Below are 21,218 nucleotides of genomic sequence, written 5' to 3' on the forward strand. Positions count from 1 at the left end.
TCAGCGGCCCCCCTCGGCGGTCACCCGCGGCTGGTCGATCCGGTACCCGGGCCGCGGCGGCTGCCCGGCGTCCTCGGCGTGGTGGTGGCCGCCGCCGGCGTGCGGCTCGGCCCCGGCCAGCGGGCCGTCGTAGCTGATCCGGCCGTGGTCGACGACGACCGCACGGGTCAGCACCCCCGCCAGCGGGCCGGTCTCGTGGGTCACGACCACCAGTGTCGTCCCGCTCGCCGCGACGCCCGCGAGGACGGCGGCGAGCGCCTCCTGGCTGGCGGCGTCCACGCCGGCGGTCGGCTCGTCCATGACCAGCAGCTCCGGCTGCGCGGCCAGGGCCCGGGCGACGAGCACGCGCCGCTGCTGCCCGCCGGACAGGGAGGCGACCGGGTCGCCCATGCGGTCGGCGAGCCCGACCGCGGCGACCGCGTCGGCCACCGCGGCCCGGTCGGCCGGGCGCAGCCGCCGGAACAGGCCCAGCCGGGCCAGCCGGCCCACGCCGACGACCTCGCGCACGGTGGCGGGGACCGCGCCGGTCACGGTGTGCCGCTGCGGCACGTAGCCGACCCGGCCGCGCTCGCGCAGCCGGCCGACCGGGGCGCCGAGCACCTCGACCTCGCCGTCGAGCACGGGAGCCAGGCCCAGCAGGCCGCGGGCGAGCGTCGTCTTCCCCGACCCGTTGGAGCCGAGAACGGCGACCGCCTCCCCGTGCTGCACGGTGAGGTCGACGCCGCGGACGATCGGCACGTCGCCGTAGCCGACGCTGGCCCCGCGGAGGCCGATGGCGGGCGTCATGAGCAGGACTGCCCCTCCTGGAGGCTGGTCAGGTTGGTGCGCATCACCGAGAGGTAGTCCGCGCCGGCCGAGTCGTCGGTCAGCCCCTCGAGCGGGTCCAGGACGGCGGTGCGGACGCCGGCCTCCGCCGCCACGGTCTCGGCGACGGCGGGGTCGACGAGGGTCTCGGTGTAGACGGTGGTGATCCCGCGCTCGCGCACCAGCGTCGAGATCTCGGCGAGCTGGGCCGGGCTCGGCTCCTGCGACGGGCTCAGCCCGCTGATGCCGACCACCTGCAGACCGTAGCGGTCGGCCAGGTAGCCGAAGGCGTCGTGGCTGGTGACCAGGGTGTCCACAGCGCAGTTCGCCAGGCCGGCCTGCATCTCGCCGTCGAGGCCCTCCAGGTCGGCGCGCAGGGCGGCGGCGTTCTGCTCGAAGGCGGCCGCGCCGTCCGGGTCGAGCTCGGCGAGGCGGTCGGCGAGGGCGTCGCCGACCGCGGCCAGCCGGAGCGGGTCGAGCCAGAAGTGCGGGTCGACCGGCTCCTCGCCACCTTCCGCGGCGTGCTCCTCCGCGGCGTCGGCCTCGTCGCCCTCGTGTGAGTGCTCCTCGCTGGTCAGGGAGAGGTCCGCGGCCCGGCCGGCGTCCCAGGCGGTGTCGGCGGCCTCGGTATTCGCGGCCTCGTCCAGCGCCGGCTGGAAGCCGTCCAGGTAGACCAGCAGGTCGGCCCCGGCCACCGCGCCGACGTCCTGCGGGGTGAGCTCGAGGTCGTGCGCCTCGGCCCCGGGCGGGGTCAGCGAGGAGACGTCGACCCGGTCCCCGCCGACCCGCTCGGTGGCCCACTCCAGCGGGTAGAAGCCGGCCACGACGGTCAGCCCGCCCGAGCCGCCGCCCTCGCCGCCCTCGCCGCCGGAGTCGCCGCAGCCGGCGAGCAGCAGGGTGGTGGCAGCGGCGACGGCGACCGTCTTGATGTTCATGAGAATCATTCTCGCATATACCGGTGGGTCGTCGGACCGGCCGGGGCGCGCGGCCGCACGCGTACCCTTCCGTGCGTGTCCGACGTCTCCGGCCTGCCGCTGATCGGCGCCGCGGCGCTGCGTGCCCGCGCCGCCGCCCGCGTGCTGCGCACCCTCCCGACCGACACCAAGGACGCCGCGCTGCTGGCGATGGCCGACGCGCTGGTGGAGCGCGCCGACGAGGTGCTCGCCGCCAACGCCGCCGACGTCGAGGCGGCCGCGGCCGACGGCACGCCCGCGGCCATCCTCGACCGGCTGCGGCTGGACACCGGACGGATCGCCGGGGTGGCCGACGCGCTGCGCCAGCTCGTCGCCCTGCCCGACCCGGTCGGCGACGTCGTCCGCGGCTCGACGCTGCCCAACGGGCTGCAGCTGCGGCAGGTGCGGGTGCCCCTCGGCGTGGTCGGGATCGTCTACGAGGCCCGGCCGAACGTGACCGTGGACGCCGCCGGGCTGTGCCTGAAGAGCGGCAACGCGGCGCTGCTGCGGGGGTCGGCGTCGGCGTTCCGCACCAACACCGCGCTGGTCGCCGTCCTCACCGAGGCCGGGGCCAAGGCCGGCCTGCCCGAGGGGGCGGTCGAGCTGCTGCCCGCCGACCGCGCCTCCGTGGGCGAGCTGCTGAACGCCCGCGGCCACGTCGACGTGGTGATCCCGCGCGGTGGGGCCTCGCTCATCCAGCGGGTGGTGCGCGAGGCGCGGGTGCCGGTGATCGAGACGGGCGAGGGCAACTGCCACGTCTACGTCGACGCGTCGGCCGACCCGGCGATCGCCGAGGCGATCGTGCTCAACGCCAAGACCCACCGGGTGAGCGTCTGCAACTCCGCGGAGACGCTGCTGGTGCACCGCGACGTGCCGTTCCTGCCGCGGCTGCTGTCCGCGCTGGCCGACGCCGGCGTGACCCTGCACGGGGACGCCGCGGCGCAGGCGGCGCACGACACCGTCGTCCCGGCGACCGACGAGGACTGGGCCACCGAGTACTTGTCGATGGACATGGCCGTCCGCGTCGTCGACGACCTGCCCGCGGCGCTGGACCACATCGAGCGGTGGGGGAGCGGGCACAGCGAGGCGATCGTGGCCGACTCCGCCCGCGCCATCGCCGAGTTCACCGCCGGCGTGGACGCCGCCGCGGTGCTGGTCAACGCCTCCACCCGGTTCACCGACGGCGGGGAGTTCGGCTTCGGCGCGGAGATCGGCATCTCGACGCAGAAGCTGCACGCCCGCGGCCCGCTGGGCCTGCCCGAGCTGACCTCCACCACCTACGTCGTCACCGGGAGCGGCCACACCCGCCGCTGACCGGCCCTCGCCGTCGTCCGGCCCGCCCCTGCCACCCCGACCGAGGAGCCGCATGCCCCGCCCGCCGTCGCAGTCGCCGCAGTTCTCGTCGGTCGCGGACGTCGGCAAGCGGCTGGCCAGCGCCGGGTACCTGCCCGACGCGCAGATCGCGACGACGGTGTTCCTCGCCGACCGGCTGGGCAAGCCGCTGCTGGTCGAGGGGCCGGCCGGGACCGGCAAGACCGAGCTCGCCAAGGCGCTGGCCGCGGCGACCGGGTCCGAGCTGATCCGGCTGCAGTGCTACGAGGGCCTCGACGAGGCGCGGGCGCTGTACGAGTGGAACTACAAGAAGCAACTGCTGCGCATCCAGGCCGCGCAGGGCACCGACGGCGCCGACTGGGGCACCGTCCACGACGACATCTTCGGCGAGGAGTTCCTCCTCTCCCGGCCGCTGCTCACCGCGATCCGGCGCACCGAGCCGACCGTGCTGCTGGTCGACGAGACCGACAAGGCCGACGTCGAGGTGGAGGGCCTGCTGCTGGAGGTGCTCAGCGACTTCCAGGTCACCATCCCCGAGCTGGGCACGGTGACCGCGGTGCGCCGGCCGATGGTGGTGCTGACCTCCAACGCCACCCGCGAGCTGTCCGAGGCGCTCAAGCGGCGCTGCCTGTACCTGGCGCTGGACTACCCGTCGGCGGAGCGGGAGCGGGAGATCGTGCTCTCCCGCGTGCCCGACCTGGCGCCCGGGCTGGCCGAGCAGCTGGTGCGCACCATCCGGGCGCTGCGCGCGCTGGAGCTGAAGAAGTCCCCGTCGATCTCGGAGACCCTCGACTGGGCGCAGACCCTGCTCGAGCTCGGGCTGGACACCCTCGACGAGTCGGCGGTGCGGTCGACGCTGGGCGTGGTGCTCAAGCACGCCAGCGACCAGGAGCGGGCCTCGGCCGAGCTGCGGCTGAACTGATGGCCGCGCCGGTGCCGTCGTCCCCGGTGCCCGCGACCTCACCGGCCGGGCCCGGCGGGCTGGCCGGGCACCTGGACGGTTTCGTCCGGGCGGTGCGCGACGCCGGGATCCCGGTCGGGATCAGCCAGGCCGTGGACGCCGCCGAGATCCTCACCGTCGTCGACCTGCTCGACCGCGAGCAGCTGCGGCACGGGCTGGCTGCCGTGCTGCTGCAGCGGGCGGCGCAGCGGCCGGCCTACGACGTGCTGTTCGACCTGTGGTGGCCGCTGGGGGAGCGGCCGGTGGTGGCCGACGACCCCGAGGGGGATGGCGACGCGGGGGAGGTCCCGGAGTCGACCCTCGACCTGCCCGACGGCGTGGACCTCGCCGGGCTGCTCCGTGACCGGCTGGCCCAGCTGCTGCTCGACGGGGACGAGGAGGCGCTGCGCCGCTTCGCCCGCGAGGCCGTCGACCGGCTGGGGCGGGCCACGCCGTCGCCGTCGGGCCAGTCGTTCTTCAGCTACCGGGTGATGCGGGCGCTGTCGCCGGACACGCTGGTCGCCCAGCTGCTGGCCGGCCTGCTCGGCGACGGCGAGCGCGGCGGACTGGCCGAGCAGGTGGCCCGGCAGACCGTCCGCGAGCGGCTGGCGGCGTTCCGGGCGGCGGTGGAGGCCGAGGTCCGGCGGCGGACGGCGGCCGAGCGCGGCCGCGACAAGGTCGCGAAGAGCGCCGTGCGGCCGCTGGCCGACCAGGTCGAGTTCCTGCGGGCCCAGGCCGCCGACCTCGCCGAGCTGCGCCGGACGGTGGCCCCGCTGGCCCGGCGCCTCGCGGTGCGGTTGTCCGCCCGGCGCCGGCACGGGCGGGAGGGTCGGCTGGACTTCCGCAAGACGGTGCGCGCCTCGCTGGGGACCGGCGGGGTGCCGGTGGTGACCCACCACCGGCCGCGGAAGGTGCACAAGCCCGAGCTGGTGGTGCTCTGCGACGTCAGCGGCTCGGTGGCCGGCTTCAGCCACTTCACGCTGATGCTCACGCAGGCGCTGCGCGAGCACTTCTCCGGCGTGCGGGCGTTCGCGTTCGTGGACTCCACCGACGAGGTCACCCGGTTCTTCCGGCCGGGCGCGGACGTGACCGACGCGGTCGCCCGGATCGGCCGGGAGGCCGACGTCGTGGGTTTCGACGGGCACAGCGACTACGGCACCGCCTTCGAGGTGTTCGCCGACCGGTGGCCCGGCGCCGTGGGCCCGAAGACCTCGCTGCTCGTGCTCGGCGACGGCCGCACCAACTACCGCCAGCCCGGCGTGCCGGTGCTGGCCGACCTGGTCCGCCGGTGCCGCTCGGCGCACTGGCTCAACCCCGAGCCGCGGCGGCTGTGGGGCAGCGGCGACTCGGCGGCGAACCGGTACGCCGAGGTCATCGACATGGTCGAGTGCCGCACCGCCGCCCAGCTCGCCGACTTCGTGACCACGCTCTGAGCCGACCGTGCCGGGCGCTCCGGGCGCTCCGGGCGCTCCGGGCGCGGGCGGGTGCGGTGTCTGCCCGTCGACCGACGTGTCGACCGGGCGAGTTGTCGACGAGGCGACCTGTCGACACGTCGCCTGTCGACCCCGGCCGGACCGGTCCTCGCGGGCCGCTCCCGCGGCCGCCCGGATAGGCTCGATCGGTGGCTGGTCGGCGGGTCGGGGTGATGGGTGGGACGTTCGATCCCATCCACCACGGGCACCTCGTGGCGGCGAGTGAGGTCGCCGTCCTCTTCGGGCTGGACGAGGTCGTCTTCGTGCCGACCGGTCAGCCGTGGCAGAAGAGCGACCGTGAGGTCGCCCCCGCCGAGGACCGCTACCTCATGACGGTCATCGCCACCGCCTCCAATCCCCGGTTCTCGGTGAGCCGCGTCGACATCGACCGCGGCGGGCCCACGTACACCATCGACACCCTCAGCGACCTGCAGCGGCAGCGGCCCGACGACGAGCTGTTCTTCATCACCGGGGCCGACGCGCTCTCCCAGATCCTCAGCTGGCGGGACAGCGACCGGTGCTTCGAGCTGGCGCACTTCATCGGCGTGACGCGGCCCGGCTTCGACCTGGGCGCCGCGCACCTGCCCGAGGGCGCGGTCAGCCTGGTCGAGGTGCCGGCGCTGGCGATCAGCTCCAGCGACTGCCGGGAGCGGGTCGGCCGCGGCATGCCGGTCTGGTACCTCGTCCCCGACGGCGTCGTCCAGTACATCGAGAAGCGGCAGCTCTACCACTCGCGGAGCCCGGTCCGGCCGGCGCCGCGCGAGAGCGTCGTCCGCGGCGGGGGCGCGGTCGCCGAGGCCGGCCACCCCACCTACGACCGGCCGCCGCCCCCCGCCGGACCGGACGGGCCGCCTTCCGAACCACCGTCCCCCCATCTCCAGGAGGTACCCCGATGACCGCCTCGTCCGAGGCGCGGGAGACCGCACTGCTGGCGGCGCAGGCCGCCGCCGACAAGCTGGCGACCGACGTCTCGATCGTGGACGTCAGCGACCGGCTGGCGATCACCGACGCCTTCGTGCTCGCCTCGGCGCCCAACGAGCGCCAGGTGCAGGCGATCGTCGACGAGGTCGAGGAGCGGCTGCGGCAGCACGGCCTCAAGCCGGTGCGGCGGGAGGGCGTCGCCGAGGCCCGGTGGGTGCTGCTGGACTTCGTCGACGTCGTCGTGCACGTGCAGCACGCCGAGGAGCGCGCCTACTACGCCCTCGAGCGGCTCTGGAAGGACTGCCCGACCATCCCCTTCAGCGACCGGGCCGCCCCGTCCGACGGCCAGGCCGCCGCCGGCGCCGACGCCCCGGTCCCGGCGAGCCGGCAGACCCTCTCGGCCGACGACGTCGACCCGATGAGCGCCGACCCCAGGCCGCTGCCGCCCGAGCCGGTCGAGAACGATCCCGCCACGGAGGACTCCTCCCCGGAGGCGACCGGACGGTGACCGACGGCGCCTCCCGGCTGCCCGTGCCGCGGCTGGTCGTCTGGCGGCACGGGCGGACCGAGTGGAACGCCACCGGGCGGTTCCAGGGCCAGCTGGACCCCCCGCTGGACGCCGAGGGGCGGCGGCAGGCCACCGAGACGGCTCCCCACCTGGCCGCGAGCGGCCCGCTCCCCGAGGGGACCGTCCTCGTCTCCAGCGACCTGAGCCGGGCCGCCGAGACCGCGAAGACGCTCGCTGCCGTCCTCGGGGTCCCACTGCGGCTGGACCCGCGGCTGCGGGAATTCGGCCTCGGGTCCTGGGAGGGCCTCACGCGCGAGGAGGTCGCCCAGCGGCATCCCGAGCAGTACGCCGACTGGCTCGCCGGCCGGCCCGTCCACGGACGCGGCGGAGAGGACCCGGCCGACGTCCCGCGCCGGGCGCTCGCCGCCCTCCGCGACCTGCCCGAGGCGCCGGCGGCGGTGGTGGTCACCCACGGCGGCACCGCCGCCCGGCTGATGGAGACCCTCCTCGGGCTCGGGCCGGAACACCGCCGCGTGTTCGGGCCCCTCGGGAACTGCGCGTGGAGCGAACTGGCGGTGCAGAGCGACCGCTGGCGGTTGCTGCGGCACAACAACTCCGCGCCGCGGCTGCCGGCAGAGCCGCAGCCCCCCTCCCGCCCGGAGACGGGGCCGCTGGAGGCCGGTGCCAGCCCCGAGGAGGGGGCCGCACCTCCGGCGCAGGACGCCGACGCCGTCCTCTGACGGGTCGCCGGCGAGGCGTCGCCGGGACCGACCCCCGCCGGTACGCGTCGGCGGCCAGCTAGCCTCGCCGGGTGTCCGTCGCCGTGGTCACCGACTCCACGGCCTACCTGCCTGCCCGGTTGGTCGAGCAGTACTCGGTCGAGGTCGTCCCGCTCTACGTGGTCATGGCCGGCCACTCGGGCCGGGAGGGGGCGGAGATCAGCCCGGCAGACGTGGCCCGTGCCCTCGGCGCCCGCGGGCAGACCGTCTCCACCTCCCGGCCGACCCCCGGGGACTTCGTCGGCGTCTACCGCCGGCGACTGGCCGAGGGAGCCGAGCGGATCGTCTCGGTGCACCTGTCGGCGGAGCTGTCGGGCACCGTCGACGCGGCGCGTCTGGCCGCCGCGCAGGTCGGTGAGCACATCGTCACCGTGGTCGACTCCCGGTCGGCCGCCATGGGCAGCGGGTTCGCGGTCGTCGCCGCCGCCCGGGCGGCGGCGGCCGGCGAGGACGCGGCGACCGTCGCGGCCAGGGCGCGGGAGACGGCCGCCGCGACGCGCACCCTCTTCGTGGTCGACACCCTCGAGCACCTGCGGCGCGGCGGCCGCATCGGGGCCGCGGCCTCGATGATCGGAACCGCGCTGGCGGTCAAGCCGGTGCTGCACGTCGCGGAGGGGCGGGTGGTCCCCCTTGAGAAGGTCCGCACGACGGCGCGGGCGCTGACGCGTCTGGTCCAGCGCGGCGTGGAGGCCGCGGACGGGGGACCGGTGTCGGTCGCCGTCCACCACCTGGCCGCACCCGACCGCGCCGAGCGGCTGGCCCGCGAGCTGCGGGACCGGCTGCCCGGGCTGCGGGAGCTGTACGTCAGCGAGCTCGGGGCGGCGATCGGTGCGCACGTCGGGCCGGGGGCCGTCGGACTGGTCGTGGCGCCGGCGTCGGTGCCGCTCCTGCAGCAGGAGGGCGAGCAGCCGGCGGACTGAGACGCGGAGCAGGAGCACCCGCGCAGCCTGCACCCGACCCGTTCCGCCGGTGGCCGGTCCGTCCACAGGCGCGGCCTCCGTCCACAGTCGCCCCGCGACCCGGCCGCACCGCGGCCACGCTGCCTAGCGTCCGGCCGGTGCACCTCCCTCTCCGCCGCAGCGACGACGCCGATCTGATCCGCGCGCGCCTGCGTGTCCTCCTCGACGAGGGTGGGCGCGCGCGGGGCTGGGTCCCCGACGACGAGCCCGACGACCACGTCGACGACGACCCCGACGGCGCGGACGGCGACGAGCTCCCCGAACCGGGCCGGCCTGAGGAGGAACCGGACCCGGGACTGCCCGACGGCATCGGCCGGCACCGCGCTCCGGGCACCGCCGTCCGGCTCGGCCCGGGACGGCGCGGCGTGTGGGCGCTGTGGGTGGCAGGGGTGCTCGCGGCGCTCGCCGTGGCGGCGGGGACCTGGGTGGACCGTCCGCGGGTGGAACCGGCTCCCGCGCCGACGTCCGCGGCGCCGTCCACGTCGTCCACGGCCCCCGCCACGCCCTCGGTCGGGATGGCGGCCGACGCGTCCCCGACGGTCGTGGTCTCGGTGGTGGGCCTGGTCTCCCGGCCCGGGCTGGTCACCCTCCCCGCGGGGGCGCGCGTCGCCGACGCGGTCACCGCCGCCGGCGGCCTGCTGCCGGAGGCCGACCCCGCCTCGGTCAACCTCGCCGCCGTGGTGAGCGACGGCCAGCAGGTCGCCGTGGGGGTGCCCGGTGCGGCGCCCGCCGGTCCGGCCGCGGCAGGGACCGCCGGGACCGGACTCGTGGACCTCAACACGGCGACCGTCGCGGACCTCGACGCGCTGCCGGGCATCGGGCCGGTGCTGGCCCAGCGCATCGTCGACCACCGCGAGCAACAGGGCCGGTTCGCCAGCGTCGAGCAGCTCGACGACGTCCCGGGGATCGGCCCGTCCACCTACGCGGAACTGGCCGAGCTGGTGACCGTGTGAGCGTGCCCTCCGCGCGGTGGGCGTGGATCGACCTGCGGCTGGCGCCCGTCGCCGCGGCGGTCTGGCTCACCACGCTGCTGGCTCCGGCGACCAGCGCCGCCGGCCTGGCCGCTGCGGCGCTGGTCGCCACGGTGGCGGCTGCCCTGCTCGCGCGGCGGTGCCGCACGACGTGGGCGGTGGTGCTGCTCGGCGTGCTCGCGGCCGTGGCCGTCACCGCCACGACCGCCGCCGTCCGTGCGGCCGCCCGGGACGCCTCCCCGCTGAACGCGGTCGCCGAGGGACGGCGGACCGTGCTGGTCGACCTCGTGCTGACCGGTGACCCCCGGCCGGTGCGCGGCGTCGGGCCGGCCCGGGCGGTCACCGAGGCGACCGTCACACGGCTGGCCGACGGGGGCACCCCGATCGGCCTGGAGGACGACGTCGTCCTCTTCGCCCCCGCGGAGGAGTGGCTCGGGCTGCTCCCCGGCCAGTCCGTGCGGGTGCGGGCGACCGTGACGCCGGCCGACGCCGCGGAGGGGCTGGTGGCCCGCCTGTCGGCGCGGGGGCCACCGGCGGTGCTCGGGGCCCCGCCGTGGGAGCAGCGGGCCGCCGGAGCCCTGCGCGACGGCCTCGCCGAGAGCTCGCTCCGCGTCCTCGACCCGCGGCCGGGCGGCCTGCTTCCCGGCCTGGTCGTCGGCGACACCCGCGCCATGGACCCGGTGCTCGTCGAGGACTTCCGCCGCGCCGGCCTCGCGCACCTCACCGCCGTCTCCGGCGCGAACGTCGCCATCGTGCTCACCGGCGTGCTGGCCCCGCTGCGCCGGCGCGCCGTCGACCGGCGGGTGCAGGCCCTCGTGGCCGCGGCGGCCCTGGTCGGCTTCGTCCTGCTGGCCCGTCCCAGCGCCAGCGTGGTGCGGGCGGCGGCGATGGGCGCAGTGACCCTCCTGGCGCTCGCGAGCGGTCGCTCGCGGGTGGCCCTCCCGGCGCTCCTCGGGGCCGTGGTCGTGCTCCTGCTGGTCGCCCCCGGCCTCGCCCGCGATGCCGGCTTCGCCCTGTCGGTCGCGGCGACGGCCGCGATCGTCCTGCTCGCGCGGACCTGGGCGCGGCGGCTCCGCGACCGCGGCTGGCCGCGCTCGGTCGCCGACGCGGTGGCCGTCGCGGCAGCCGCCGGGCTGGCCACCGCGCCCCTGGTCGCAGCACTGTCCGGCGTGGTCAGCCCCGTCTCCCTGCCGGCGAACCTGCTCGCCGCACCGGCGGTGCCCGTGGCCACCGTGCTGGGGCTGCTGGCGGCGCTGGCCGCGGTCGTGGTCCCGCCGCTGGGCGACGTGCTGGTCTGGCTGGCCGGGTGGCCGGTCCGCTGGCTGGTCCTCGTGGCCGAGCGGGCGGCGGCCCTGCCCGACGGCGCGCTGGGCTGGCCGGTCGGCACGAGGGGCGCCGTCCTGCTGACGCTGCTGCTGTTCGCCTGCGCCTGGCTGCTCTGGCGGTTCCCCCGGGCGCGGCCGCTGGCGCTGGCCGCCCTCGTCGGTGCGGTGGTGCTGGGCTGGCCGGTCCGCCAGCTGACCCGGGGGTGGCCGCCGGACAGCACGGTCGTGGTCGCCTGTGACGTCGGCCAGGGCGATGCGCTGGTGGTGCCGACCGGGCCGGGGGAGGGGGTGCTCGTCGACGCCGGGCCGGAGGTGGGGCCGGTCGACCGCTGCCTCGACCGGCTGGGCATCGACCGCCTGCCGCTGGTCCTGCTCAGCCACCTGGACGCCGACCACGCCGGTGGCCTCGCCGGCGCGCTGTCGGGGCGGTCGGTCGGTGTGGTCGCCACGGGGACGCTCTCCCCGGCCGACGACCGCGCCGGCCCGCTGGCCGACGCCACGCGCGAGGCCGGGGCGGAGCGGGTCCTGCTCGTCCCCGGCGAGCGCCGCACCGTGGGGGACGCCGTGATCGAGGTGCTGGCCCCGCCGCCGGAGCTGGCCACGGCCGCGGCCGAGCCCAACGACCTGTCCCTGGTCGTGCGGGTCACCCGCCACGGCGTGCGGGTGTTGCTCACCGGCGACCTCGGCGGCGAGGCGCAGGCGCGCATCGTCGCCCGCGGCGTGGACCTGAGCGCGGACGTGCTCAAGGTGCCGCACCACGGCAGCGCGGACGCCGACCGTGGCTTCCTCGCCGCAACCGGTGCCCGGGTGGCACTGGTCTCGGTCGGGGCCGACAACACCTACGGGCACCCCACCGCGCGCGTCCTGTCGTGGCTCACGCAGGACGGCATGCGGGTGCACCGCACCGACCGGGAGGGGGACCTCGCCGTCGCCGGTGACGCCGGCGCGTGGGGGGTGGCCGCCCGCGGTCGTGAGCCGGGGCAGTCCGTGGCCGTGCCGGCGGGCTCTGCGCCGGGGGTGCCGTCGGTGGTGGCCGGGGCGCCACCACGCCGCGGCCGGGGTGCTCCCGTCCGCGGCCGGGCTTCGGCCGTGCGCGGCCGGGCCGGACCGCGCGTCGGCCCGGGCGGCACGGGTCGCGGCTCACCGGGACCGTCACCGCCGCGTGGGACCATGCCGGTGTGGCTGCCGCACCTCCCGCGCCGACATCCCGACTGCGCGCCGTGGTGGGCGAGGAGGAGTTGCTGCGCTCCCGCGCGGTCTCCGCCGTCCGGGCCGCCGTGCTCGAGCGCCACCCCGAGGCCGAGGTGCACGAGCTGCCCGCCGCGGGCCTGCCGGTGGGTCAGCTGGCCGACGTGCTCGCGCCCTCGCTGTTCGGCGAACACCGGCTCGTGGTGGTCACCGGGGTCCACGAGGCCGCCGGCGCGCTGGCCGATGCACTGACCGCCTACACGAAGGACTCGGACCCCGATCTCACGCTGGTGGTCGTGCACCACGGCGGCAAGCGCAACGAGGCGCTGCTCAAGGCGTTCAAGGCCGCCGGCGCCGCGTTCGACGACTGCCCGAAGGTCAGCTCGGTGGGGGACCGCATCGCGTTCGTGCGCAACGAGGTCCGGACGGCGGGTGGGCGGATCACCCCCGACGCGGCCAGCGCCCTGGTGGAGGCGATCGGCGCCGACCTGCGCCAGCTGTCGGCGGCTGCCGCCCAGCTCGTCTCCGACTTCGGCGGCACCGTCGACGCCGACGCCGTCGCCCGCTTCCACCGCGGGCAGGCCGAGGTCAGCGGCTTCACCGTCGCGGAGCGCGTGCTCGTCGGCGACCGGCAGGGGTCGCTGGAGATGCTGCGCTGGGCGCTGCAGCGGGGCGTCGCCCACGTCCTCATCGCCGACGCCATCGCCGACGGCGTCCGCACCGCGGCGCGGGTGAGCGCACTGCGCAGCACCAACCCCGGGGAGCTGGCGCGCACGCTGAAGATGCCGCCGTGGAAGGTGAAGAAGGCGCAGGCCCAGGCGCGGGGCTGGAGCATCGAGGGCCTGCAGCAGGCGGTCGGCGTCGCCGCGGAGCTCAACGCCGACGTCAAGGGCGTGGCGGCCAGCGCCGACTACGCGCTGGAGCGCGCCGTGCGCCGGATCGTCGCCATCCGCCGGGAGACCGGCCGCGGCCGGGTCTGACCGGGCGCGGCCGGGTCTGACCGGGCGCGCCGGGTCCTGCCCGGCGGGGTCACCGAGCCCGCGACCGGCCCGCGGGACGGGGCGAGCCCCGGAGGCGACGCGAGCCCCAGGACGCCGGGGCCCCGACAGGCGCAGACGTCCCCGAAGACGACGAGAGCCCCCGTCCCGGTGGGGGAGGGGGGCTCTCGTCGCGGACCGCGCGGGTGCGCGGTGCGCCGGCTCAGAGGCCGGCGACCTGCTTGGCCAGACCCGACTTGCGGTTCGCGGCCTGGTTCTTGTGGATGATGCCCTTGCTGGCAGCCTTGTCGAGCGCCTTGCTGGCGGTCTTCAGGGCATCCTGCGCGGCGGCGGCGTCCCCGGACGCGGCCGCGGTCCGGACGCGCCGGACGGCCGTCTTCAGGGCGGACTTGACGGCAACGTTGCGCTGACGCGCCTTCTCGTTGGTCTTGATCCGCTTCATCTGGGACTTGATGTTCGCCACGCGTGAGCCTCGGGTTGTCTCTCGGGAGGGAGTACTTCTGACAGTGCGTCCGTCGCGACGGCGTGCGTCGGCGGACCGGTCTGCCAAGATACCAGCGTCGGGCGTGCGACCCCAACCCGCGGGTAGACCGGCCCGGACCGGCCGATCGCTGGACGAGGCACCGAGCCGTGGGACGATGGGAGCACTGTGACGACTCCCGCCTACACCGACCCGGCCCGCATCCGGAACTTCTGCATCATCGCCCACATCGACCACGGCAAGTCGACGCTGGCCGACCGGATGCTCGAGGTCACCGGGATCATCGAGGCGCGGCAGATGCGTGCTCAGTACCTCGACCGCATGGACATCGAGCGCGAGCGCGGCATCACCATCAAGGCGCAGAACGTGCGCCTGCCGTGGACGCCGAACGCCGGCGACCACGCGGGCACCGCCCACGTGCTGCACATGATCGACACCCCGGGCCACGTCGACTTCACCTACGAGGTGTCCCGGTCGCTGGCCGCCTGCGAGGGTGCGGTGCTGCTGGTCGACGCCGCCCAGGGCATCGAGGCCCAGACCCTGGCCAACCTGTACCTGGCCATGGAGAACGACCTCACGATCATCCCGGTGCTCAACAAGATCGACCTCCCGGCCGCCCAGCCGGAGAAGTACGCGGCCGAGCTCGCGCACATCATCGGCTGCGACCCGGACGACGTCCTGCGCGTCAGCGGCAAGACCGGTGAGGGCGTCCCCGCGCTGCTCGACGCGATCGTCGACCAGATCCCCGCCCCGGAGGGCGACGCCGACGCCCCGGCCCGCGCGATGATCTTCGACTCCGTCTACGACATCTACCGCGGCGTCATCACCTACGTCCGCGTCGTCGACGGCCGGATCGCCGCCCGCGACCGGATCAAGATGATGTCGACCGGCGCGACCCACGAGCTGCTGGAGATCGGGGTGATCTCCCCGGAGCCCAAGCCGGTCGAGAGCCTCGGCGTCGGCGAGGTCGGCTACTTCATCACCGGGGTGAAGGACGTCCGCCAGTCCCGAGTCGGCGACACCGTCACCCTGCAGCACAAGCCGGCCACCGAGTCCCTCGGCGGGTACCGCGACCCCAAGCCGATGGTGTACTCCGGGCTCTACCCGATCGACGGCAGCGAGTACCCGCTGCTGCGCGAGGCGCTGGACAAGCTGCTGCTCAACGACGCCGCGCTGACCTACGAGCCGGAGACCTCCGCGGCCCTGGGCTTCGGCTTCCGCGTCGGCTTCCTCGGCCTGCTGCACCTGGAGATCGTCCGCGAGCGGCTGGAGCGTGAGGCCGGCATCAGCCTGATCTCCACCGCGCCGAACGTCGTCTACCGGGTGGTGATGGAGGACGGCTCGGAGATCACCGTGACCAACCCCAGCGACTGGCCCGAGGGTAAGATCGACAAGGTCTTCGAGCCGGTCGTCAGCGCCACGATCATCGCCCCCAGCGACTACACCGGCGCGATCATGGAGCTGTGCCAGAGCCGGCGCGGCCAGCTCGGCGGGATGGACTACCTGTCCGAGTCGCGGGTCGAGCTGCGCTACACGCTGCCGCTGGGCGAGATCATCTTCGACTTCTTCGACGCGCTGAAGTCCCGCACCCGCGGCTACGCCTCGCTCGACTACGCCGAGGCCGGCGAGCAGGAGTCCTCGCTGGTGAAGGTGGACATCCTGCTCCAGGGCGAGGCCGTCGACGCGTTCAGCGCGATCGTGCACAAGGACAAGGCCTACAGCTACGGCGTGATGATGGCCGGCAAGCTGCGCGAGCTCATCCCGCGGCAGCAGTTCGAGGTGCCGATCCAGGCCGCCGTCGGCTCCCGGGTGATCGCCCGCGAGACGGTCCGCGCCATCCGCAAGGACGTCCTGGCCAAGTGCTACGGCGGTGACATCACCCGCAAGCGCAAGCTGCTGGAGAAGCAGAAGGAGGGCAAGAAGCGGATGAAGATGGTGGGCCGCGTCGAGGTCCCCCAGGAGGCGTTCGTCGCCGCCCTCTCCACCAACGAGCCCACCACCTCCAAGAAGTGAGCGGGCGGCTCGAGGCCGTCTGCGTCTCCGGTCCCGACCTGCTGCCGCTGCCCGACCGGCGTCCCAACCGCAGCGGGATCGACAAGCGGCCGGTCGCCGGCCGGGTCGCCGTCGAGCGGCTCGGCCTGGACGGCGACGTCCAGGTCAACCGCCGGTACCACGGCGGCGAGGGCCAGGCGGTCTACGCCTACGCGCAGGAGGACGCCGACTGGTGGGCCGCCGAGCTCGGTCGCGACCTGCCGCCCGGCCGGTTCGGCGAGAACCTGCGGACGGCGGGGCTCGACCTCACCGGCGCGCTGCTCGGCGAGCAGTGGCGGGTCGGGACGGCCCTGCTCGAGGTGACCGACCCGCGGATCCCGTGCGCCAACTTCGAGCGGTTCTGGGGCGTGCCGCAGCTGGTCAGGCGGTTCACCGCGCGCGGCACGAGCGGGGCCTACCTGCGGGTGCTGGAGGCCGGGGAGGTCGGCGCCGGCGATCGCGTCGACGTCGTCCACCGCCCCGGCCACGGGGTCACCGTCGGGCTGGCGTTCCGCGCCTACACCACGCAGAAGCACCGGCTGCCCGAGCTGGGCCCCGCTGTCCGCCACCTGCCCGAGCGCACGCGGGACAAGATCGCGGCCAAGATCGCCGCACGGACCGGCGCCGGGGTCTGACCGCGCCGGGCCTCAGTGCATCCACGGCGCGAAGGACAGCCCGACGACCAGTCCCTCCGGGGACTGCAGCCGAGCGACCGTCTGCCCCCACGGCTCCGTCCGGGCCCCGTGCAGGAGCCGGTGGCCGGCGGCCTCCAGCTCCGCCGCGCCGCTGGTCACCGCGGCCTCGTCGGCCAGCTCGAACTCGATGCTCGCCTGCGGGACCGGGTGGTCGGCCGGCCAGTCCGGCGTACCGAAACAGGCCACCGCGGCCTGGGCGAGCGGCCACACCCCGAAGTGCCTGCTGCCGTCGATGTGCTCGCTGGCGAAGTACTCGCCGTCGAGGCGCTCGAGGGGCAGCCCCAGGGCATCCACGTAGAGCCGACGACTCTCGACCGGGTCGGGCGTGATGACGCTGGTGCTGGCGACGAAGAGGATCTCCATGCCCGGCACCGTCGCACGTGCAGGTGACAGGTCGGGACCGGTCAGGCGGCGGCCAGGGTGGCCTCGAGGTCCCGCCGCAGCGCGGCCAGGTCGACCCCGCGGTCGTGCAGCACCTTCACCGCCAGTCCCTGCCCCTCGCAGAGCAGCCCGAGGGCGATGTGCCCCTCGCGGATGGTCCGCGACCGCTGGGCGACCGCCTCGCGCAGCGACAGCTCCAGCACCTTCTTGGCGCGCGGCGAGAAGGGGATGTGGCCGCCCTTGGCCCGGCCGCCCGGGCGCTCGTCGAGCGCCCCCGGGCCGAAGGTCGCCTCGACCCGGTCGCGCACGGCGTCCAGGTCGATCCCGACCGCGCGCAGCGCGTCGGCGTCCAGGTCGTCGCGGCCGACCAGCGCGGTGACCGCCGCGACCACCTGCTCGCGGGTCAGCCCGTGCCGGCCGAGGACCTGTGCCGTCGGTGTCCACGGCAGGTCGAAGAGGGCGAGCAGCAGGTGCTCGGTGCCGATGGTCCCGTGCCGGAGCTCCCGGGCCTCGTGCTGGGCGCGGACGACGGTCTCGCGGGCGTCGGTGGTGAAGCGTTCGAACACGGTCAGTCCTTCCGTCGGAGCGGCCCGCGGCCGCCGGCGTACTTCTTGTGCACCGCCTGGCGGGTGACGCCGAGCAGCTGGGCGATCTGCTCCCACGTCCAGCCCTGGTCGCGGGCGTTGTCCACCTGGAGGGCCTCCAGTCGCTCCACGAGGGTGCGGAGCGCGCGCACCGCCTTCAGCCCGACGGCGGGGTCGCGGCTGCTGGCGGCGGAGGCCACCTGTGTCGTGTCGGCCATGCCGTCAACTTAAGTTGACTCTGACGGCTGTGTCAACCCACTTTGACAGGCGTCCGCGCCGTCAGCGGGTCTCGTGGACCTCGTAGTGGGTGACGGTGACCTCGCGGTCGACCAGGTAGCGGTCGTCCTCGGGGTAGAAGACCGCGGCGCTCACGTCGTCCCCGGCGAACGCGCGGACGGCGTCGTAGGACGTCCAGAAGCTCAGCGTGACGACCTCGGTCCGGCCGTCGTCGAGGTCGCGCAGCAGCATGTGCGCGCCCTCGTTGCCCGGCGTCCGCCGGTAGTGGGCGATGCCGGTCTCGTCGATGTAGGCGGCGTAGGCGTCGCGGTCCTCGGTGCGGACCCAGCCCCGCCAGATGCGGGCGATCACCGGAGTTGCTCCCCTCAGGCGACGGCGGCCTCCTCGCCACCGGTCAGCCGCAGCAGGTCGGCGTAGGTCACGGAGAACATCGTGTGGTGGTCGCCGCCGCCGGCCCAGAGCAGCGGGTACGCGGCCAGGTCGACGTCCACGACGGTGCGCACCGGCGCCGGGTGCCCGGTCGGGGCGACCCCGCCCACCTCCTGGCCGGTCGCCGCGGCGACGAACTCCGGGCTCGCCCGGCGCACGCGGGCCGCGCCCACCAGCGCCGCCACCTCGGCGGTGTCCACCCGGTGCGCCCCGCTGGCGAGCACGAGCAGCGGGGCGCCGTCGGCGTCGAAGACCAGGCTGTTGGCGATGGCCCCGACCGGGCAGCCGAGCGCCTCGGCCGCGGCGGCCGCCGTGGGCACCGGGACGTCGAAGCGGCGCACGTCGGCCTCGACGCCGGCCGCGTGCAGCGCGGCGACCACCCGGTCGACCGGGCTCACGGGACCGTGAAGACGATCTTGCCGGCGGTGCGGCCCTGCTCCATCCGCTCGAAGCCCTCGCGCGCCTTGTCCAGGGGCAGCTCGACGTCGATCACCGGGCGGACGCCGGTCACCGCGCACATCCGCACCAGCGACTCCAGCTCGTCGCGGGTGCCCATCGTCGAGCCGATCACCGACAGCTGGGTGAAGAAGACCCTGTTGAGCTCGGCGCCGGGGTTGAAGCCGGTGGTCGCCCCGCAGGTCACGATGACCCCGCCCGGCCGCAGCGACTTGACGCTGTGGCTCCAGGTCGCCTCGCCGACGCTCTCCATGACCCCGTCGACCCGCTCCGGCAGCCGCGCGCCGGTCTCGAAGGCCTGGTCGGCGCCGAGGGCCAGCGCGGCCTGGCGCTTGTCCTCGCTGCGGGCGGTGACCCACATCCGGTAGCCGGCGGCGCGGCCGAGGGCGACCAGGGCCGTGGCGACCCCGCCGCTGGCGCCCTGCACCAGCACGGTGGCACCGGGACGCAGGCCGGACTTGACGAACAGCATCCGGTAGGCGGTCAGCCATGCGGTGGGCAGGCAGGCGGCCTCGGCGAAGGAGAGCTCGGCGGGCTTGGGCACCAGGTTGCGCCGGGGGACGGCGACCCGCTCGGCCATCGTGCCCTGGTGCAGCTCGGAGAACAGGCTCCGCTTGGGGTCGAGGGTCTCGTCACCGGTCCAACCGGGGCTGGCCACGACGCCGTGCACGATGACCTCGTTGCCGTCCTCGTCGAGGCCGGCCGCGTCGGTGCCGAGGATCATCGGCATCCGCTCCTGCGGCAGCCCGACCCCGCGCAGGCTGAACAGGTCGTGGTGGTTGAGCGACGCCGCCTTCACCTGCACCGTCGTCCAGCCGTCGGGCGCCTCCGGCTCGGGGCGCTCGCCGATCTCCAGCACGGAGAGCGGGTCCTTCGGGGCGGGCGTGGAGACGAAGGCAGCCAGCATGCCCGGACCGTAACGGAGGTCACCCACCTGCTGCGACGGGGCCGTCCGACCGCCGGGTCACCTCACGACGACGACGTACTCCTGCCGCGGCACGAACTCGCCGATCACCGGGGCGCCCGGCACCTCGCCGGCCAGCAGCAGCCCGCCGGAGGTCTGCGCGTCGGCCAGCAACAGCGCGTCGTCCTCGGATACCGCCGACAGGTCGGTGTGCGGGCGCACCCAGTCGAGGTTGCGCCGCGTGCCGCCGGAGACGAAGCCGTCGGCCAGCGCCTCCCGCGCCCCGGCCAGGTACGGGACGGCGGCCGCGTCGACCACCGCGGTCACGCCGCTGGCGCGGGCCATCTTGTACAGGTGGCCCAGCAGGCCGAAGCCGGTGACGTCGGTGCCGGCCCGGATGCCCGCCGCCACCGCGGCCCGCCCGGCGTCGCGGTTGAGCGTCGTCATCGAGGCGACCGCCTCCTCCGACACCTCGCCGGTCGCCTTCATCCGGCTGTTGAGCACCCCGACGCCCAGCGGCTTGGTCAACGACAGCGGCGTCCCCGCGACGGCGGCGGAGTTGGTGATCAGCCGGTCGACGTCGACGACGCCGGTGACCGCCATGCCGTACTTCGGCTCGGGGTCGTCGATGGAGTGCCCCCCGCCGACGTGGCAGCCGGCCTCCTGGGCGACCTCCAGCCCGCCGCGCAGCACCTCGGCGGCGAGCTCGGCGGGCAGCACGTCGCGCGGCCAGCCGAGCAGGTTGACCGCGACGACCGGGGTGCCGCCCATCGCGTAGACGTCGGAGAGCGCGTTGGCCGCGGCGATCCGGCCGAACGTGTGCGCGTCGTCGACGACCGGGGTGAAGAAGTCGGTGGTGAGGACCAGCCCCTGGCCCCCGGCGATGCGGACCACCGCCGCGTCATCGCCGTCGTCCAGCCCGACCACGAGCTCGGCGGCCGGGTCGACCGGCCCGGCGGCGGTGAGGCCCGCGACGACGGCCTCGAGCTCGCCGGGCGGGATCTTGCAGGCGCAGCCGCCGCCGTGTGCGTACTGGGTGAGCCGGACGCGGGCGGGAGCGGTGGTCACGCGTGCGAATCTAGGCCCGGCCGCCCGGGAGCACCCGCAGCCGGGGTGCTGCCGTCGCCGCCGGGGCGCCGCCCAACCGCCGGCCCGCCGGGTGGGTGTCGGCCGGCGGGGCGCCCAGGCCGGTCAGGTCACGCCGGGCGGCGGTCTCCTCCGTGGGCTCGGCGCCCTCGATGCGGTCCTCCCGGAACCAGCGCAGCGCCTGCCGCTCCCGGCACCAGGCCACGAGGAACCAGTGCCGGCCGCTGCGGGCGAGCAGCTGCGGCTCCACCGCGCGCCGCGAGACGACCCCCTCGCCGTCGCGGTACCGCAGGACCAGGACCCGCCGCCGGGTCACCGCCTGCTCGAGGGCCGACCGGAGCTCGGCGGCGCGGCGGGCGTCGTCGCTCACCCACCGCGTGGACGCGGCCAGCCGGGCGCGCCGGCGCGGATCGGGCTCGAGGGCGTCGAGGACCTTCTCCAGCGCCGTCCGCCCGGCGGCGGCGAACGGGCCGTCGGGGCGGGCGGCGAGCGCGGCCGCGACGGCCGCCGCCTCCTCCGGGGTGAGGGTGACCGGCGGCAGCTGGGTGGCGCGGGGCTGGGTGCGCTTCACGACCGGGATGCTGGCAGGGACCTCCGACAGTTCCGGGATCGCCGCGGCGGGCGCGGGCGTGCACGTAAGCTGCCCGGCGGAGGCGTCAGGGCGCCTGGTGGCCCCCGCGGCCTCTAAAGCCGACGTGGCCGAGCACCTCGGTCAGGCGGGTTCGATTCCCGTCCGCCTCCGCCAACGTCCCCGCTGTCCCGTCAACCCGCCCGCCCTGCGCAT

22 protein-coding genes, 1 tRNA gene and 1 pseudogene are annotated in these 21,218 nt (G+C 75.8%); 13 read left to right on the top strand and 11 right to left on the bottom strand.

What is annotated here, in order from left to right; translation table 11 throughout:
- Both ACI79D_RS14160 and ACI79D_RS14165 read right to left on the bottom strand, forming a co-directional pair.
- Nucleotides 1–786, bottom strand: a complete 786-nt coding sequence (locus ACI79D_RS14160; protein WP_456919060.1) for a metal ABC transporter ATP-binding protein — start codon at nucleotides 784–786, stop codon at nucleotides 1–3.
- Nucleotides 783–1,739, bottom strand: coding sequence for a metal ABC transporter substrate-binding protein (locus tag ACI79D_RS14165; RefSeq protein ID WP_456919061.1), 957 nt, complete (start codon nucleotides 1,737–1,739; stop codon nucleotides 783–785). The genes ACI79D_RS14160 and ACI79D_RS14165 overlap by 4 nt, the downstream gene beginning before the upstream one ends.
- 75 nt (nucleotides 1,740–1,814) lie before the next feature.
- On the opposite strand from ACI79D_RS14165, the gene ACI79D_RS14170 reads away from it, so the two are divergent.
- The 10 genes and pseudogenes from ACI79D_RS14170 to holA all read left to right on the top strand — a co-directional run bounded on the left by ACI79D_RS14170 (nucleotide 1,815) and on the right by holA (nucleotide 13,132).
- Nucleotides 1,815–3,071 carry a glutamate-5-semialdehyde dehydrogenase gene (locus tag ACI79D_RS14170; protein ID WP_456919062.1) on the top strand — a complete coding sequence of 419 codons (1,257 nt, stop codon included), beginning with the start codon at nucleotides 1,815–1,817 and terminating at the stop codon, nucleotides 3,069–3,071.
- A 52-nt stretch (nucleotides 3,072–3,123) separates the two neighbouring features.
- The gene (locus tag ACI79D_RS14175) at nucleotides 3,124–4,011 is read left to right on the top strand and encodes an AAA family ATPase (RefSeq protein ID WP_456919063.1); all 888 of its coding nucleotides are present in this window, start codon (nucleotides 3,124–3,126) and stop codon (nucleotides 4,009–4,011) included.
- Nucleotides 4,011–5,462 carry a vWA domain-containing protein gene (locus ACI79D_RS14180; protein WP_456919064.1) on the top strand — a complete coding sequence of 484 codons (1,452 nt, stop codon included), beginning with the start codon at nucleotides 4,011–4,013 and terminating at the stop codon, nucleotides 5,460–5,462. Before ACI79D_RS14175 ends, ACI79D_RS14180 begins: the two co-directional genes overlap by 1 nt.
- A 188-nt stretch (nucleotides 5,463–5,650) precedes the next feature.
- Entirely contained in the window at nucleotides 5,651–6,397 is a 747-nt protein-coding gene (nadD, locus tag ACI79D_RS14185) for a nicotinate-nucleotide adenylyltransferase (RefSeq protein WP_456919065.1), read from the top strand.
- A complete protein-coding gene (gene rsfS / locus ACI79D_RS14190; RefSeq protein ID WP_456919066.1) occupies nucleotides 6,394–6,930 on the top strand; it encodes a ribosome silencing factor in 537 nt (178 codons plus the stop codon). The genes nadD and rsfS overlap by 4 nt, the downstream gene beginning before the upstream one ends.
- On the top strand, nucleotides 6,927–7,670 hold the full coding sequence (locus tag ACI79D_RS14195) for a histidine phosphatase family protein (RefSeq protein ID WP_456919067.1): 744 nt from the start codon (nucleotides 6,927–6,929) through the stop codon (nucleotides 7,668–7,670). The genes rsfS and ACI79D_RS14195 overlap by 4 nt, the downstream gene beginning before the upstream one ends.
- Nucleotides 7,671–7,741: 71 nt before the next feature.
- Nucleotides 7,742–8,629: a DegV family protein gene (locus ACI79D_RS14200; protein WP_456919068.1), complete on the top strand. Its 888-nt coding sequence runs from the start codon at nucleotides 7,742–7,744 to the stop codon at nucleotides 8,627–8,629.
- Between the two features lie 137 nt (nucleotides 8,630–8,766).
- Nucleotides 8,767–9,621, top strand: coding sequence for a helix-hairpin-helix domain-containing protein (locus ACI79D_RS14205; protein WP_456919069.1), 855 nt, complete (start codon nucleotides 8,767–8,769; stop codon nucleotides 9,619–9,621).
- A 689-nt stretch (nucleotides 9,622–10,310) separates the two neighbouring features.
- A pseudogene (locus ACI79D_RS14210) lies at nucleotides 10,311–11,684 on the top strand (ComEC/Rec2 family competence protein); the annotation flags it as partial.
- Between the two features lie 557 nt (nucleotides 11,685–12,241).
- Nucleotides 12,242–13,132, top strand: a complete 891-nt coding sequence (holA, locus tag ACI79D_RS14215; RefSeq protein WP_456919070.1) for a DNA polymerase III subunit delta — start codon at nucleotides 12,242–12,244, stop codon at nucleotides 13,130–13,132.
- Between the two features lie 220 nt (nucleotides 13,133–13,352).
- Here holA and rpsT read toward each other — a convergent pair whose 3' ends face one another.
- Nucleotides 13,353–13,613: a 30S ribosomal protein S20 gene (gene rpsT / locus ACI79D_RS14220; protein WP_456919071.1), complete on the bottom strand. Its 261-nt coding sequence runs from the start codon at nucleotides 13,611–13,613 to the stop codon at nucleotides 13,353–13,355.
- 186 nt (nucleotides 13,614–13,799) lie between these two features.
- Here rpsT and lepA point away from each other — a divergent pair, with 186 nt between their 5' ends.
- Both lepA and ACI79D_RS14230 read left to right on the top strand, forming a co-directional pair.
- Nucleotides 13,800–15,644 carry a translation elongation factor 4 gene (gene lepA, locus ACI79D_RS14225; RefSeq protein WP_456919072.1) on the top strand — a complete coding sequence of 615 codons (1,845 nt, stop codon included), beginning with the start codon at nucleotides 13,800–13,802 and terminating at the stop codon, nucleotides 15,642–15,644.
- A complete protein-coding gene (locus ACI79D_RS14230; RefSeq protein WP_456919073.1) occupies nucleotides 15,641–16,297 on the top strand; it encodes an MOSC domain-containing protein in 657 nt (218 codons plus the stop codon). The genes lepA and ACI79D_RS14230 overlap by 4 nt, the downstream gene beginning before the upstream one ends.
- Nucleotides 16,298–16,309: 12 nt before the next feature.
- On the opposite strand, the gene ACI79D_RS14235 is transcribed toward ACI79D_RS14230, so the two are convergent.
- From ACI79D_RS14235 to ACI79D_RS14270, 8 genes are all read right to left on the bottom strand, one after another.
- On the bottom strand, nucleotides 16,310–16,720 hold the full coding sequence (locus ACI79D_RS14235) for a VOC family protein (protein WP_456919074.1): 411 nt from the start codon (nucleotides 16,718–16,720) through the stop codon (nucleotides 16,310–16,312).
- A gap of 41 nt (nucleotides 16,721–16,761) precedes the next feature.
- A complete protein-coding gene (locus tag ACI79D_RS14240; protein ID WP_456919075.1) occupies nucleotides 16,762–17,304 on the bottom strand; it encodes a Clp protease N-terminal domain-containing protein in 543 nt (180 codons plus the stop codon).
- Nucleotides 17,305–17,306: 2 nt separating this feature from the next.
- Nucleotides 17,307–17,540, bottom strand: a complete 234-nt coding sequence (locus tag ACI79D_RS14245) for a helix-turn-helix domain-containing protein (protein ID WP_456919076.1) — start codon at nucleotides 17,538–17,540, stop codon at nucleotides 17,307–17,309.
- Between the two features lie 61 nt (nucleotides 17,541–17,601).
- Complete coding sequence (locus ACI79D_RS14250) at nucleotides 17,602–17,910, bottom strand: hypothetical protein (protein ID WP_456919077.1); 309 nt, start codon at nucleotides 17,908–17,910, stop codon at nucleotides 17,602–17,604.
- A gap of 14 nt (nucleotides 17,911–17,924) precedes the next feature.
- On the bottom strand, nucleotides 17,925–18,386 hold the full coding sequence (locus tag ACI79D_RS14255; protein WP_456919078.1) for a YbaK/EbsC family protein: 462 nt from the start codon (nucleotides 18,384–18,386) through the stop codon (nucleotides 17,925–17,927).
- Nucleotides 18,383–19,351: a zinc-binding dehydrogenase gene (locus ACI79D_RS14260; RefSeq protein ID WP_456919079.1), complete on the bottom strand. Its 969-nt coding sequence runs from the start codon at nucleotides 19,349–19,351 to the stop codon at nucleotides 18,383–18,385. Before ACI79D_RS14260 ends, ACI79D_RS14255 begins: the two co-directional genes overlap by 4 nt.
- Before the next feature lie 57 nt (nucleotides 19,352–19,408).
- A complete protein-coding gene (selD, locus tag ACI79D_RS14265) occupies nucleotides 19,409–20,416 on the bottom strand; it encodes a selenide, water dikinase SelD (protein ID WP_456919080.1) in 1,008 nt (335 codons plus the stop codon).
- A 10-nt stretch (nucleotides 20,417–20,426) separates the two neighbouring features.
- Entirely contained in the window at nucleotides 20,427–21,005 is a 579-nt protein-coding gene (locus tag ACI79D_RS14270; protein WP_456919081.1) for a helix-turn-helix transcriptional regulator, read from the bottom strand.
- 78 nt (nucleotides 21,006–21,083) lie between these two features.
- On the opposite strand from ACI79D_RS14270, the gene ACI79D_RS14275 reads away from it, so the two are divergent.
- A tRNA-OTHER gene (locus ACI79D_RS14275) sits at nucleotides 21,084–21,179 on the top strand.
- The last annotated feature ends 39 nt before the right edge of the window (nucleotides 21,180–21,218 follow it).

It is taken from the genome of Geodermatophilus sp. SYSU D00708, from assembly GCF_054050115.1.